The organism is Pseudomonas sp. NPDC089569 (assembly GCF_050280625.1).
Taxonomy (GTDB): Bacteria; Pseudomonadota; Gammaproteobacteria; order Pseudomonadales; family Pseudomonadaceae; genus Aquipseudomonas.
The window spans coordinates 33,874-48,350 of record NZ_JBNNVQ010000009.1; the positions used below are offsets into that span (position 1 = coordinate 33,874).

The window sequence follows — 14,477 nt, forward strand, 5'->3', positions numbered from 1 at the left end:
GCATTGCCTGTTTCTCACGGTGTCGACTGAATAAGGAGGTAGGGGTGATGTCGGTTATATTGAGTTGGGATGTAAACCCTCAGCGATCTGCCTGGTCCAGGGAGTTGCTGGAGGGAATCGAGAGTGACTGGGTTTCGCTCGAGTCAGGAAGTCCGGATAAGTTTGTTTTCGGTTACAGTGACCTGTCGTCCGATAACAAGAAGAAGTTCTGGGCGGAAATCATTATTAAAATGATTGCGTTCGAGTCGGGTTTTGATCCGCATTGCATATACAAAGAACCACCACCGTTGGGCGTGGATTCGGTGGGTCTGCTGCAGCTTAGTTATGAAGATGAACAACATTATTCTCTCGAACCACTCAGCAGGGAAGAGAAGAGCCTTGAAGATCCATGGGTCAATATAAGATGCGGTTTGAAAATATTTTCCCACTGGCTAGCCAGGGATAAGGTGGTCGCCCAAGGGAGCGGAGGGGCTTCACGAGGCGCTGCGCGTTATTGGTCGGTTCTGCGAGAAGGTCAAAAACATCATCTGGAAGAGATCAGGAGTCATGCAAGGGCATCCGTCGGCTTATAACGCGGTGTCGTCGCTGGACGATCACGACGTTTTTTTTCGAACGGGTATCGGCCGTCGCTGAGTGTGCACTCGAACATCGCTGACGGATAAACCCTCTGCCGAGCACCCCTGAATGAACAACGCCCGGTCCACATTGCGTGGACCGGGCGTTGTTCCTTGCCTCGTCAGTGCACCGCGATCGGCACCGTCACCGACTTGCCGAAGGCCGAGCTGATGGTGGCCGTCGGGCTTGCCGAAGGACCTGCGCCAGTGGTGGTGACCGACACTCTCCAGCGTGCGCCGGCGCCGTTGGGCGTGAGGGTGGCGGTGCCCAGGCTGAGCGGGCCGGCGGTGGTCGACACGGTGACCGTCAAGGTGTTGCCGGTACCGCGCGACGTGGTGCCGGCCAGGTCCCAGGTGAAGCGGTTGTTACTGCGAACCGTGACCCCGGCACTGGTGGCCACCAGGTCTTCGTTGGCCGCCGCGGCGGAGACTGCGACGGACACCGTGGCCGGTGGCGAGACCGCATCCTTGGCATCGCTGGCCTGGTAGGTGAAGGTCGCGGTAAACGGCGCCGGCACGATGGACGGTGGTGTGTAGATCACGCGTACGCCGTCGGTAGTGACCGTGCCTAGACCGGAGTCCGGTTGGCTCAGCCCCACCACCTTGAGCGGCAGGTTGCCGTCCGGGTCGGTGTCGTTGGCCAGCACGTTGATGGTCAGTGGCAGGCCATTGTTGCTGATGGCGCTGTCGGGGTTGGCGACCGGTTTCTTGTTTTCGCCCTGGTTGTTTTCGTCACCATTGCTGCCGGTGCGGAAGGTCGGCAGTGCCGCGGAGTTCACGTAGGTGACACCGTCCCAGCCGGGCAGGGGGGTTGGCATCAACTGGAACTGCCCCGGATGCTCGATATCCCAGCGCAGCAGCATCGAAGTGTCCTCATGCTGGGTATTGTGGCAGTGCTCCATGTAGGTCCCGGCGAATTCGCGGAAGTGGATGGCCATATCCACGTCCACCGAACTGTCGATGCCTTCGCCGATGCGGTACACGTCCTTGCGTGCCCATTTTTCCCATTCCGGTGGTGCCTTGCCGTCACGGGCGAGGATGATGCCTTCTTCGAAGTGCACATGAACCGGGTGGTTCCAGCCGTTGCCGCCGTTCTTGATTTTCCACACCTCCAGCGTTCCGTCACCGGAGAACCCGGCATCGGTCGGGCCGTTGGCCAGTTGTGGCGCCGCGCTGATCCGCCGAGGGTCCATGTTGTAGCCTGGGCCTCCGTCGGTCTTGATGGTCCAGGGCGCTTCGTCGGTGCCGTCGGAACGGCCGAAGATGAACTCGCGATGGCGTGCCACCTTGAGTTTGGCCTGGACGGCCGGATCGTCGCGATCCAGTGTCAGCGGGATCATGGTTTTGCCGGCCGCCTTGCCCGGTTTGGCCGGTTCGAAGTCGGCCGGGTTCATGCTCACGTCCTGGCCCGCGTAGGGCTGCACAACCAGGCGCAGGAACTTGCCGACCGCAGGGTCGCCCTTGTCCCATTCCGGGCCTTTGCTGCCCTGCTTGATGACCGCCTTGTATTTCTCCGACAGCACGTCCGCCAGCTTCAGGCCGTTTTTCTCCGGGCCCTTGCCGGTCTTGTGTTCCAGCAGGTTGACGAAATAGATCTTGTCGCCGGTCTTGATGCCGTTTTTGGCGAAGTTGATGATGATGTCGAAGCGTTCTGCAATGCCCTGGGTCGGCAGGATCGCGTTGTGGTTTTGCAGGTCGCCGTCACCGTCCAGGTCCAGGCTGCCGTCGAAAGGCACCGCGTGTTCCATGATGTTGCCGTCGTTGCCGATCATGTGGAACGGCACCCGGGTGTAGGAGACACCGGAGCCCGAGGGGCCGGGGAACTCGCCGCCGTTGCCGGCGACTTCACGCACCACCGCCAGCTTGAGGTAACGCGACACCGAACCGTTGAGAATGCGGAAACGATAGGCGCGCGCCCGCACTTTCAGGCTTGGCTGGTACTGCCAGTTGACCAGGATCTGGTCGCCGAGGAAGCCGTCGGTGTTGAAGGGGTTGAACCACAATTGGCCGTTCTGATCCCAGGCCTTGTCGGCCACTACCAGGTTGACGTCGTAGTCGCGGTTGCCCCAGGGCAAACCAGTGCCGCTGGGGAAGCGCAGGTTGACTCCGTCGTCGATCGCTTCGTTGCCGCGATCCAGGGCACTGTAGTAGTTCATCATCACCGCGTTGCCCTTGTAGACGTTCTGCGCGGTGAAATCGAGCATGTGGTCGTGGAACCAGTGGGTACTCATGGTTTCACGCCAGTCGCCACGAATCTTGATGGTGCCGTTTTCGCAGGTCTTGAGGCCTGGGCTGGCATCGTTGACGAAGAGTTTTTCTCCAGGCGAGCAGGGGAAGGCTGCACGTGGATCGGTCGCGGTGGTGTTGATGGTGTCGTAACCGGCCAGTTGCAGCGGCCAGCGATAGTCGTAGTACTGGCCGGGGAAGAAAAACGCGTTGGTATAGCCGTCGCTCTCGGCCGGCGAGTGGCCGTTGTGTTCGTGGGTGCTGATGGTGTGCAGGCCAAAACCAAAGTTGGCCGCCGGGTCGATGGGCAGGGCGTTGTAGTGACGCATCAGCACCGGTTGACCGTAGCGAACCATCAGCAGTTTGGGCGGAAAGGTGCCGTCGAAGGTCCACAGCGCATTGTGGTTCTGCAGCGGGAAGTTGGGATGGAAACGGGTGTCGATGCCTTTGGTCGTGCCGAGGGTCGTCGGGATGTCCGAGGTCTGGTAGTAGAGCCCACCGGGGGCGAACTCGCCAACGGCGTAATTGTGCAGTTGCCGGCGATCGCGCAGGCCCTGATTGAGCCTTGCGCCCACTTGTACGGTTTTGAATACCGCTTGCGGGAAGAACTCGTTCCAGCGCTGATGCGACCAGCCTTTTCCTGGCGGCCGACCCTCGGCAGGCGATCCCACCGGATGGCGGTTAAGGAAGGCTTCGATCTGTGCCTTCCAGGGGTTGCGGTCCAGCACGTTGGAAAACTGCGACGGGAACGGAAACAGGCCGGGCTGGCGCAGAAAGGCTTCCAGCGCAGTACTGGACGGTGCGCTGCGGGCGACGTTGTCCGGGTCTTGTTGCGGTGCCGGGCCTACCGTGGGGACCGGGAAGGTCAGGGGTGGCGGCGGGAGTGTCGGGTCGAGTTTTTCCGTGCCGAATTCCTCGAACAACAGCAATTGCTGGGTAAACGGCTGTGCCCCAAACAAGGGGCTGGGTTTACCGTTGGTGGGGTAATTGAACGAGGTCTGCGCCGCGGGCGGCAATATGTTGTCCGCACGCGGCGTATCCCGATTGCCGAACACGCCATTGGGCAGGGCCAGTGCGCCCTGGTTGGCTTCCGGCAGTGTTTTCAACGCTTCGAGCGCGGCCTTGGGGTCGGCCGGCGGGTCTGTGAAGGCTGAAGGGTCGGTGGGTGGCGGCGGACCGAAATCATCCAGTGGCGCTGCGCTGGCCGTGGCCAGGGTGATCAGCATGACAGAGGCCATGCCCGATCCTTTCAGCAAGTTGAGCGTATTGAATGGCGGTGTAGCGGTTTTCATTGCGTTCCCCTCGCGTCATGCCAATTGGCGAATCCCGCCATCCCCAGGGAGACGACAGCTGCTGCGGTACGAGGGGTGGTGCAACAGTCAGGCCATGTGCCAGTAAATGAATAAAAACCGGTCTTATTAACTAGTTATTTCTGAATGTTTCGCAGAGGGTGAAGAGAAGGGTGGGGGATATTCCTCATTTTTGGGGAAGGTGCCCGTATTTATTGGGGATTGGCGTGGTCGACAGTGTTCGGTTTTTACAGTCTGTATCCGTCTTTAAAGTAAATAATAGGCATTATCAAATGATGATTGTTATCGATTTTCTGCCTGAAAGCAGCAAGTGAACCGATGGCGCCACCAGGGACAGCGGCGCGTTATGATACGCAGCCACCGACCTGCGGAGTCCGCCCTCGCAATGCCCCTGATCAGCCACTTCAAAACGCCGTGTCCCGAGCCCGTCAACAGTCAGATCCTGCAACTGGTGGTCGACAACCTGACCGACATCAGCATGGTCGCGATTGCGCCCAGCAACCTTTTGTACAACCTGTATCAGTACGCGATCGGCTACGAAGTACACCTGTATCTGGAAGCATTGAACGGAACGAAAGGCATCGATGTGGAGTTGATCGTCGCCACAGATCCCGATGACCCGGACAGCGTCATCGGATTCCTGCTGTACCTGCCGCTCAAGGACGATCCCGATGCCTGCGCGGTTGCCTATCTGGCGGTGCACGCCAGCCATCGTCGCCAGGGCGTGGCGCGCAGGATGCTGCGCGAAATGGTCGCTCGCTACCCTCACGCCGAATTGACCTGCGCAGTGGCCAAGGTGCCGTATTTCGAATCGATGGGCTTTCAAGTGGTTGGCGTGCGCGAGACCCAGGTGCTGATGAACACCCGCGATCACGGCAGCGACGGCTTGAGGGCGTTGCTGGATGTGGCGCCGATCTACAGCTCGCTGGAGGTTCGGCAGATTCATGCGTATCTGCTGCAAAAGCACGGCAAACGGGCCATGCAGGATGCCGAGAAGCAGCGTGACCGGCATCTGGACCAGTTGACGCGAAAGGCCCGCGAGTTTGTGCGTGGGCGCCTTGGGGAAGACGCCGTGCCGGCCAGCGGACCGCGCTTGCGACTGGTCTGATGGGGGATAACAACCAATAGCGGTCTACCTGCTGCCCCACTCACAGGATCAGCGTCGTACTTGAATGATGTGCTCGCTGGAGATGTTTGTGGGAGCTGGCTTTCCAGCGAAGGCGGTGTATCAGTCGGCGTTGATTTTGAATGTGTTGGCCCTATCGCTGGCAAGCCAGCTCCCACAGAAACAGCGTCGTACTTGAATGATGTGTTCGCTGGAGATCCTTGTGGGAGCGGGCTTGCCCGCGAAGGCGGTGTATCAGTCGGCGTTGATTTTGAATGTGTTGGCCCTATCGCTGGCTTGCCAGCGAAGGCGGTGTATCAGTCGGCATTGATTTTGAAAGTGTTGCCCTATCGCTGGCAAGCCAGCTCCCACAGGATCAGCGTCGTACTTGAATGATGTGTTCGCTGGAGATCCTTGTGGGAGCGAGCCTGCTCGCGATGGCGTCTGGCCAGTCAACATCGAAGTTGAATGTGCCGCCTTCATCGCGAGCAGGCTCGCTCCCACACGTTTTCTCGGTGATACCCCTGTCAGGACAGCTTCACATTCATGGTGATCCGCGCCGTGAAGACCTTCTTGCCTTCCAGGTCGTGGATGTCCACCGGCACGATCTTGTCGCCTTCTGTGCTCCAGTCCACGGCCTCGCCGTCGGCCACTGCCGTCACATCGCTCTTGGCCTTGGCCAGGTATTCGACAGTCATGCCCTTTGGAATCCAGCGTGCACCGGTGGGGATGGATACGTCGGTCATCATCCCGGCAGCCAGTTCGGCGGCGTTGCACATCGCAATCGCGTGAACGGTGCCCAGATGGTTGGTGATCTCCTTGGCAAACGGCACCTGCACGATGGCCGAGCCTTTGCGCAGTTCGGTGACCAAAGGATTGATGCTGCTGAAGTAGGGCGCGACCTGACAGGCCATTTGGCTGAATGCCTGGGGACCTGCGCTGTTAAACATGCTGAGGAACTGACTCATGTTGAAGCCTCTGTGAAGGACAATTGGCAGAATAATATTCTTTAACGGAATAATGTTCTGTAACGGAACGGTATTCTGTTTGCGCGAAATCTGTCAACCTAGCGCCACTTGTCCGCTGGCAGCCGCCAGCCTTCATCATTGATTTTTCTGGCCCGTGTCTCGTATGGAAACTTCAGATCTACTTGAGCGTTGCTACCCCGGCCGCCGCGCCGAACTCAAGCGCGACATCTTTCGCAAGGCCCTCGAACTGTTCAACGAGCAGGGGATCGAGGCCACGACCATCGACATGATTCGTGCCGAATGCGATACCAGCGTCGGCGCCATCTACCACCATTTCGGCAACAAGGAAGGGCTGGTCGCCGCGCTGTTTTTCACGGCGCTGGATGATCAGGCACGGCTGCGCGACAGCTACCTGGCCGAGGCGACCACCACACAAGCGGGCGTGCGGGCACTGGTGCACAGTTTCGTGGATTGGGTCGACAGCCAGCCCGAATGGGCGCGTTTTCAGTATCACGCGCGATTTGCCGTGACCAAGGGACCGTTCAAGGACGAACTGGCCGCGCGTAACAAGGCACGCAATAAATCACTGCTGGAGTGGCTGTTCGACCCGGTACACAGGAATGAGCTGGGAGGCATCCCGGCGGAGTTGATGTTGTCGCTGATCATCGGCCAGGCCGACAGCTATTGCCGCGCCTGGTTGTCGGGTCGGGTCAAGGGCAGTCCAAAGGCGTATCGGGATGTGCTCGCCGACGCGGCGTGGCGTTCGGTGGCCGCAGGTCAGTGACGATCAGCGCGGGGCAGCGAGCGGGGCTCGCTGCCACCGTGGAATGAGTGGGTTTTCAAAGGGTTAAAAAAGAGCCTCAAAGCTCTTCGATGGGGAGAGAAGTGGAGCCATTGAGGCTCAAGATGCGCATGAAGCAGGCGGTGAGCTTGATAGGGGTTCAATGCACTCACCACCTGCGCAACGGCTTGGGCAAGCAAGCGGTTGCGCAATTTCATCGTAGAAAGGTGGGGGTTGGACCTCAAGTACCGCTAGTCGAATCTCCCCCACAAGTGTCAGCTTGCGCGATGACGCTCGCCTGGCCAGCCGGCCCGGTTCAGAGCCTCGAGCAACGTTTGCGCATCGAGTCCCTGCACCGTATGGCCGTTACCTTCGGTCGTTTCGGCGGCCAGCAAGGCATTGATGATGGCTTCCTCCACGGCTTCGGTGGCCGCCAAGAACAATTGGCTGATGTGATCGTTATTGACCATGCTCAGGTCCCCGGTGGTCGGCGCGCCTTTGCGCTCGTAAGCGGCGGGCGGCACGTGCGAGTTGCCGGTGGCGAAAGCAATGAACAGGTCACCGCTCTGGTCTTCATTGCCGCCGCCCGTGCGGGCCAGGCCCAGGCTGGCACGTTGCGCCAGGCGCGTGCACTGATGCGGCAGCAACGGTGCATCGGTGGCCAGGCAGACCACGATCGAGCCCATGCCCGGGTGCGGCAGGGAGGCCTTGGCAAAGGGTGAGTCGGCCTGCTCCAGGTAGCGGCCGACCGGGTAGCCATCGACGCGCAATTCGTTGCGGGTGCCGTGGTTGGCCTGGACGATGGCGCCGACGGTCCAGCCGCCCTGGGCAGTGTCCAGCCGCCGCGACGCCGTACCGATACCGCCCTTGAATTCGTGACAGACCATGCCGCTGCCGCCACCCACATTGCCTTCCGCCACCTTGCCGCCCACTGCCGAATGCAGCGCTTGCGCCACGTGTTCGGGCTTGACGTGAAAGCCGTTGATGTCGTTGAGCAAGCCGTCGAAGGTCTCCAGCACCACCGGCATGTTCCAGTAGAGCCGGCCGTCATCCGGCTGCTGCTCACGGTCCAGCGCGATCAGCGCGTCGCGCACCACGCCCAGGCTGTGGGTGTTGGTGAAGGCGACCGGGCTGGTCAACAGGCCCGCCTCGCGAATCCACTCCAGTCCCGTGGCATCGCCATTGCCGTTGAGCACATGAACACCGGCAAAGCAGGGTTGCTGGCTGGTGGAACCGGCACGGGGCTCGATCACGGTGACACCGGTGATAATGTCGCGACCGCCCGCGGTACGTCCTCGTACCTGACTGTGACCGACCCGTACGCCAGGCACGTCGGTGATCGCATTGAGGGGGCCGGGTTGCAGTTGGCCAAATTGAATATTCAGGTCGCGGGCACGTGGTTTCATGGGATTACTCATCTTCAATTCGTGGCAGAAAAAAGGGTGTTAGCGGGTCGTCATGGCACTGCAATCCACCTGTGGGAGCGAGCCTGCTCGCGATAGCGGTGGATCAGACAGCATCAATGTTGAATGCCAGATCGCAATCGCGAGCAGGCTCGCTCCCACAGGGATCTGCGGTGTGTTTACTGTCCGTTCTTGACCTTGCTCCAGATCCGCGTGCGCACTCGTTCCGTGGCTGGCGGCAAAGGTTGCAGGGTGAACAGCGTGGCCAGCGCTTCGGCCGACGGGTAAACGGCAGGGTTAGTGCGTGTCGTCTCGGCCACCAGGGCGGTCGCGTCGCGGTTGCCATTAGGGTAGTTGAGATGGCTGCTGACCGGGGCGATGACCTCGGCGCGCATCAGGTAATCGATGAAGGCCAGCCCCTGTTGCGGGTGCGGCGCGTCCTTGAGCAATACCAGGGTGTCGAACCATACCGGTGCGCCTTCCTTGGGCAGGCTGTAGGCGATCTTCACGCCATTGCCGGCCTGCTCGGCATTGGTCTTGGCCTCCAGCATCGCCCCGGACCAGCCCACGGCCACGCAGATATTGCCGTTGGACAGGTCGCTGATGAATTTCGATGAGTTGAAATAGGCGATGTGCGGACGCAGTTTGAGCAGCAGCGCTTCGGCCTTCTTGTAGTCCTCGGGGTTGGTGCTGTTGGGCGGCAGGCCCAGGTAATGCAGGGCAACCGGCAGCATCTCCGATGGCGAATCGAGCATTGCCACACCGCATTGGCCGAGTTTGGCCAGGTTCTCTTCCTTGAACACCAGGTCCCAGGAATTCACCGGTGCCTTGTCGCCGAGCGCGGCGCGCACCTTGTCGATGTTGTAGCCGATGCCGTTGGTGCCCCACAGATAGGGTACGGCGTACTGGTTGCCCGGGTCGTTGTTGGCCAGTTTTGCCAACAGGTCGGTGTCCATGTTCTTGAAGTCCGGCATCCCGTCGCGGGGCAGGGGCGCCAGCGCACCGGCCTTGATCAGGTTGGGCAGGCTGTAGTTGCTGGCCACCACCACGTCGTAGCCGCTGCGACTGGTCATCAACTTGGCTTCCAGGACTTCGGCGCTGTCGAAGGTGTCGTAGACCGGTTCGATCCCGGTGTCACGCTTGAAGTCGTGCAGGGTGGTCGGGCCGATGTAGTCGTACCAGTTGTAGACATGCACGGTCGGGGCATCGACGGCAAAAGCGGGCAGCGACAGCGCCAGGCAGGCGCCAAACCCCAGATTGAAATACGAGCGGTGACGACTCATCATGCGGCACTCCTGGCCTGCTGTGGCCGGTGGTAATCAGGAGTTTGCAGCGTATCGACCGGGGTGAACTTCACCCATTCCCATCATGGGTTACTCAAAAGGGGTAGTGCGTGGACGCGTTGTTGAAAGAGTTGCCGGTGCACCAGGGGCTGGCACGGGTCTTCGCGACGGTGGGGCAGGACGGCTTCTGGCGTGCGCTGGTGGACACCTTGCGGTTGCTGGTGCCGCTGGACAATGCGCTGGTGGCGCTGATGCGACGGGGGCACGTACCGCGCCTGCTGATCGATTTCGATGCCAGGGGCAACAGCGATGAGCAGGAAGAGCTGGCGCACTACAGCGCCGGCATGTACCTGCTCGATCCGTTTTACCAAGCCGCCTGCACAGGCATCGCCGACGGTTTGCACAGCCTTGAATCGGTGGCCCCCGACCAGTTCCAGCACAGTGAGTACTACCTGAGCTACTTCAGCACCGTGGTCGGTGGGGACGAGTTGCAGTTCATGATCAACGTCGACGGCGCCGTGCTGGGCCTGTCCCTGGGGCGTTTTTCACGCTTTAGCCTTCAAGAGCAAGGCCGCTTGCTGTGCGTGCGTGACTGGGTGCTGGCGGCCATGCGCCGACACCTGGATCTGGTCCCGCCGCAAGGGCCGGTCGCCGAACCGCCGGCCAAAGACATGGCGACCTTGCTCGATCGTTTCGACGCACGGCTGACGCTGCGCGAGATCGAAACCGCGCGCCTGATTCTCCAGGGCTTTTCCAGCAAAGCCATCGCCCAGCAAATGGGCATCTCCCCGGAGACGGTGAAAGTGCATCGGCGCAATCTCTATCACAAGCTCAATGTCAGCGGGCATGGCGAGCTGTTTGCGCTGGTGCTTAATCCGCCAGGGTAAACACCAGTGCCTTCAACCCGCACTCGATGTCGGCATCGGGAAACTCCGGCGGATTGTCCAGGCGCTGTTCGAAGCGCAGGGCCGGTGCCTCGCGGGTGACGCCGTCGATAAGAAAGTCCGCACCGAAGGACGGGTCGTTCATGCAGGCCAGCACCGTGCCTTTCGGGTTGAGCAACTCCGGCAGGCGACGCAGTACACGCTGGTAATCCTTGGTCAGCAGGAAGCTGCCTTTCTGGAAGGACGGCGGGTCGATGATCACTAGATCGTAAGGGCCTTTGCCGATCACCTTGCCCCAGGATTTGAACAGGTCGTGGCCCAGGAAACTTACTTTGCCGAGGTCGTGGCCATTGAGCCGGTGATTGTCGCGGCCACGACTCAGGGCCGGGCTCGACATGTCGAGGTTGACCACGGCAGTGGCGCCACCTTCGATGGCCGCCACGGAAAAGCCGCAGGTGTAGGCGAACAGGTTCAGCACCCGTTTGCCTTCGGCATTGGCGCGCACCCAGTCACGGCCATAGCGCATGTCCAGGAACAACCCGGTGTTTTGCTTGCGCCCCAGGTCGATCCGGTACTTCAGGCCTCCCTCGGTGATGGTCAGCTCGTCGATTTCATCCCCCAGCAGCCATTCGGTGGTGCTTTGCAGCAGGTAGCGATGTTGCAGCAACAGGGTATGCGCACCGGATTGCGCCCAGGCCTGTGACCGCGTGACGTCCAGCAATTGTTCTTTCAACGCCTGCAGTTGCTCTGCCTCGGGCTCCTTGAACAGCGCCACCAGCACCACGCCCTGCAGCCAGTCGACGGTCAACTGCTCCAGCCCCGGCCAGCAGCGCCCGCGCCCGTGGAACAGACGGCGGGTTTCAGCGGGCGCGGCCGCCAGGGCGGTCAGCAAATGCGCGTGGAGCGTGGCGAGGGCGTCGGTGTTCATAGGTGAAGGTCAGCAATTCGAGGGGGCGGCATTTAACCACAGTTGCACCATGGAACGGAGCACCCCGATCCCTGTAGGAGCCAGGCTTGCCGGCGAACCAGGCGCTGCGGTGTACCTGTTACACCACGTTATCGTTCTTCGCCCTGTAGGAGCGAGGCTTGCCCGCGAACCAGGCGCTGCGGTGTATCTGCTACACCGCGTCATCGTTCTTCGCCGGCGAGCCTGGCTCCTACGGGTGGGGGGGCGGGGAGTTATCACGTTAAATTTAACTTTACGTGAGGATTTGGCGATCTTCCGGCTTCCATACTCGGCTCCAACGAACAACAACCAGGAGCCGGACATGTCGCAGTCGACTGCTTCACCCAGGCCCAGCCATCCGCGCTGGCTACGGCTTACCCATTGGCTCAATGCTCTGGCCGTGCTGGTCATGGTCACCAGCGGTTGGCGCGTCTATAACGCCTCGCCGATTTTCGACTTCAGCTTCCCCAATTCGATCACCCTCGGTGGCTGGCTCGGCGGTGCCTTGCAATGGCACTTCGCGGCGATGTGGTTGCTGGCGATCAACGGCCTGGTCTATCTGTTTTTCAACCTGTTCAGCGGCCGCCTGAAACGGCGATTTTTCCCGGTCTCGCCCAAGGGTGTGCTGCATGACCTGTGGGCCGCCCTGCGGGGAAAACTGGGGCACGCCGATCTGAGTCATTACAACCAGGTACAGCGTTTCGCCTACCTGTTCGTGATCGTCGATATCACGATGCTGGTGCTCTCCGGGCTGGTGCTGTGGAAGTCGGTGCAGTTCCCGCTGTTGCGTGAATTGCTGTTCGGCTACGAAGGCGCTCGACGCGTGCATTTCTTCGCGATGGCGTTGCTGGTGGCGTTCGTTGCCGTGCATCTGGTGATGGTCGCACTGGTTCCCAGGACACTGCTGGCCATGATCGTCGGTCGCAAGGAGCACGTATGAAAAAGCGCATCCAGATACCGGGACTGGACGAGTCTTCCATCCTGATCGAGGCCCGTAAAATCCTCGCCCCGCAGATCGAGGACCGCTCGCGCCGTTCGTTCCTGCTGCACGGTTTGACCCTTGGCGGCGTGGCCCTGTTGTCCGGTTGCAACATCACCGACAACGAAAGCGTCGACACGGCGCTGTCGTCCATGTCCCGTTTCAACGACCGGGTACAGGGCTGGCTGTTCAACCCCAACGCGATGGCGCCGACCTATCCCGAATCGATGATCACCCGGCCGTTTCCCTTCAATGCCTTCTACGGCATCGAGGACGCGCCGACCGTGGAAGAGGAGGGCTATCGCCTGGAAGTCACCGGGCTTGTGGCAGACAAGCGCAGTTGGCGCCTGGAAGAACTGCGGGCCATGGCCCAGACCGATCAGATCACCCGACACATTTGTGTCGAAGGCTGGAGCGCCATCGGGCGTTGGGGCGGCGTTCGCTTCAGCGACTTCCTCAAGCGCGTCGGCGCCGACACCGATGCCAAATACGTCGGTTTCAAATGCGCCGACGATTACTACACCAGCATCGACATGGCCACCGCGCTGCATGCGCAGACCCTGCTGACGCTGACCTACGACGGTGCGGTGCTGCCCCGCGAGTACGGCTTCCCGATGAAGCTGCGCATGCCCACCAAGCTCGGTTACAAGAACCCCAAACACATTCAGGCGATTTTCGTCAGCAACACCTACAGCGGCGGCTACTGGGAAGACCAGGGCTACAACTGGTTCGGTGGCAGCTGACGAAAGCCTGAAACATTCACCGCCCGCAAACCCGTGCTCCAAGGAGATTCATCATGAAAAAACTGACCACCGTTGTTCTGTCCATGTGCCTGGCCGTTGGCGCCGCCAGTGTTTTCGCTGCCGACACCATGAGCAACGACAGCATGAGCAAGGATTCGATGTCCAAGGACGCGATGAAGAAAACCGACGCCATGTCCAAGGACGCCATGAAGAAGACCGACCACATGTCCAAGGACACCATGAAAAAAGCCGATTCGATGTCCAAGGACGCCATGAAGAAAACCGACTCCATGTCCAAGGACGCAATGAAAAAGGACGCCATGTCGCAATAACCCAACGCAACGCCCCCCCTGTGGGAGCGAGCCTGCTCGCGATGACGCAGTGTCAGTCGCTATCAATGTTGACTGACCTGTCGCCATCGCGAGCAGGCTCGCTCCCACAGTTTTTTGCACAACTCATGGGGGTATGACCTGAAGTCATACCCCCATGACTTTTAATGGTTACAGCCCCGCCAACCCCCGGTGTTAAAAAATCGCAAACCAGCTCATCAACAACAAAAAAGAGCGTTTGCAACCATGATTCATCATCACTGCCGCGTCTTCGCAAGCTCCCTGCTGCGCTCTTCGAACCCCGACATCCGCCACGCCAGGCCTCGTGCCTGCGTGCGCTGCTGACCACCCAAAATCCCTCTGCGTCCCAAAGAGTAACGACTCATGAAAGAACTCGACTTGTACATCGGTGAAGGTTTCGAAGGCCCGGGCGTGAACGCCGCACACATCAACATCCTGATCGGCCCGCGCAACGGCCCGGCAGGCCAGGCGTTCGCCAACAGCCTGGCTTCGCCAAGCCAGGGCCATTGCCCGTTCATGGTGATCGCCCAGCCGAACATCCCGGTCAAGCCGATGACCCTGTATGTAAACAAGGCCGCCATCGGCAGCGACCTGCACGGCAATGCCACCTGGGGCGCGTCCCAGGCTGGTATCGCCAAGGCAGTCCTGGAAGCGCTGCTCGACGGCACCCTGCCGCCGGAAGCCGAAGACGAGTGGGCCATCGTCACCGCCAACTGGGTCAACCCGTCCTGCGACGACCTCGATGCCGTGTACCTGAACAACTACAACGCTTGCCGCACCGCGATCCGCGCCGCCCTGACCGGCACGCCGTTCACCGCGCAGCTCAAGGATGTGGTCAATCACATCAGCAACCCTTTCTACACCCCTAAGGCCTGAGGTCCACAC

At 60.6% G+C, this 14,477-nt stretch carries 14 protein-coding genes; 9 read left to right on the forward strand and 5 right to left on the reverse strand.

Annotation, left to right across the window (positions count from 1 at the left end):
- The first annotated feature begins 47 nt into the window (after positions 1-47).
- Positions 48-572 carry a transglycosylase SLT domain-containing protein gene (locus ACQKP2_RS06590; protein WP_427575356.1) on the forward strand — a complete coding sequence of 175 codons (525 nt, stop codon included), beginning with the start codon at positions 48-50 and terminating at the stop codon, positions 570-572.
- 164 nt (positions 573-736) lie between these two features.
- Here ACQKP2_RS06590 and ACQKP2_RS06595 read toward each other — a convergent pair whose 3' ends face one another.
- Entirely contained in the window at positions 737-4,132 is a 3,396-nt protein-coding gene (locus tag ACQKP2_RS06595) for an Ig-like domain-containing protein (RefSeq protein ID WP_427575358.1), read from the reverse strand.
- Between the two features lie 403 nt (positions 4,133-4,535).
- Here ACQKP2_RS06595 and ACQKP2_RS06600 point away from each other — a divergent pair, with 403 nt between their 5' ends.
- Both ACQKP2_RS06600 and ACQKP2_RS06605 read left to right on the forward strand, forming a co-directional pair.
- Positions 4,536-5,258 (forward strand): GNAT family N-acetyltransferase, encoded by a 723-nt coding sequence (locus ACQKP2_RS06600; protein ID WP_427575360.1) that lies wholly within the window; start codon positions 4,536-4,538, stop codon positions 5,256-5,258.
- Between the two features lie 60 nt (positions 5,259-5,318).
- Positions 5,319-5,651, forward strand: a complete 333-nt coding sequence (locus tag ACQKP2_RS06605; protein ID WP_427575361.1) for a hypothetical protein — start codon at positions 5,319-5,321, stop codon at positions 5,649-5,651.
- A 131-nt stretch (positions 5,652-5,782) separates the two neighbouring features.
- Here ACQKP2_RS06605 and ACQKP2_RS06610 read toward each other — a convergent pair whose 3' ends face one another.
- Positions 5,783-6,223, reverse strand: a complete 441-nt coding sequence (locus ACQKP2_RS06610) for a hotdog fold domain-containing protein (protein ID WP_427575363.1) — start codon at positions 6,221-6,223, stop codon at positions 5,783-5,785.
- A 163-nt stretch (positions 6,224-6,386) separates the two neighbouring features.
- Between ACQKP2_RS06610 and ACQKP2_RS06615 the strand changes: the two genes are divergently transcribed.
- Entirely contained in the window at positions 6,387-7,007 is a 621-nt protein-coding gene (locus ACQKP2_RS06615; RefSeq protein ID WP_427575365.1) for a TetR/AcrR family transcriptional regulator, read from the forward strand.
- 272 nt (positions 7,008-7,279) lie between these two features.
- On the opposite strand, the gene ACQKP2_RS06620 is transcribed toward ACQKP2_RS06615, so the two are convergent.
- Both ACQKP2_RS06620 and ACQKP2_RS06625 read right to left on the reverse strand, forming a co-directional pair.
- Complete coding sequence (locus tag ACQKP2_RS06620) at positions 7,280-8,410, reverse strand: P1 family peptidase (RefSeq protein ID WP_427575367.1); 1,131 nt, start codon at positions 8,408-8,410, stop codon at positions 7,280-7,282.
- A 176-nt stretch (positions 8,411-8,586) separates the two neighbouring features.
- Positions 8,587-9,690 (reverse strand): polyamine ABC transporter substrate-binding protein, encoded by a 1,104-nt coding sequence (locus tag ACQKP2_RS06625; protein WP_427575517.1) that lies wholly within the window; start codon positions 9,688-9,690, stop codon positions 8,587-8,589.
- A gap of 110 nt (positions 9,691-9,800) precedes the next feature.
- Between ACQKP2_RS06625 and ACQKP2_RS06630 the strand changes: the two genes are divergently transcribed.
- Complete coding sequence (locus tag ACQKP2_RS06630) at positions 9,801-10,577, forward strand: helix-turn-helix transcriptional regulator (protein ID WP_427575369.1); 777 nt, start codon at positions 9,801-9,803, stop codon at positions 10,575-10,577.
- Here ACQKP2_RS06630 and ACQKP2_RS06635 read toward each other — a convergent pair.
- The gene (locus ACQKP2_RS06635; RefSeq protein ID WP_427575371.1) at positions 10,561-11,502 is read right to left on the reverse strand and encodes a class I SAM-dependent methyltransferase; all 942 of its coding nucleotides are present in this window, start codon (positions 11,500-11,502) and stop codon (positions 10,561-10,563) included. The two genes, ACQKP2_RS06630 and ACQKP2_RS06635, sit on opposite strands and share 17 nt — an antisense overlap.
- 340 nt (positions 11,503-11,842) lie before the next feature.
- On the opposite strand from ACQKP2_RS06635, the gene ACQKP2_RS06640 reads away from it, so the two are divergent.
- The 4 genes from ACQKP2_RS06640 (at position 11,843) to fae (ending at position 14,468) form a co-directional block, all read left to right on the forward strand.
- The gene (locus tag ACQKP2_RS06640) at positions 11,843-12,460 is read left to right on the forward strand and encodes a cytochrome b/b6 domain-containing protein (protein WP_427575373.1); all 618 of its coding nucleotides are present in this window, start codon (positions 11,843-11,845) and stop codon (positions 12,458-12,460) included.
- The gene (locus ACQKP2_RS06645; protein ID WP_427575374.1) at positions 12,457-13,242 is read left to right on the forward strand and encodes a molybdopterin-dependent oxidoreductase; all 786 of its coding nucleotides are present in this window, start codon (positions 12,457-12,459) and stop codon (positions 13,240-13,242) included. The genes ACQKP2_RS06640 and ACQKP2_RS06645 overlap by 4 nt, the downstream gene beginning before the upstream one ends.
- 53 nt (positions 13,243-13,295) lie before the next feature.
- Positions 13,296-13,574 (forward strand): pentapeptide MXKDX repeat protein, encoded by a 279-nt coding sequence (locus ACQKP2_RS06650; RefSeq protein WP_427575375.1) that lies wholly within the window; start codon positions 13,296-13,298, stop codon positions 13,572-13,574.
- A gap of 381 nt (positions 13,575-13,955) precedes the next feature.
- Positions 13,956-14,468 (forward strand): formaldehyde-activating enzyme, encoded by a 513-nt coding sequence (fae, locus tag ACQKP2_RS06655; RefSeq protein WP_427575376.1) that lies wholly within the window; start codon positions 13,956-13,958, stop codon positions 14,466-14,468.
- Positions 14,469-14,477 lie beyond the last annotated feature (9 nt).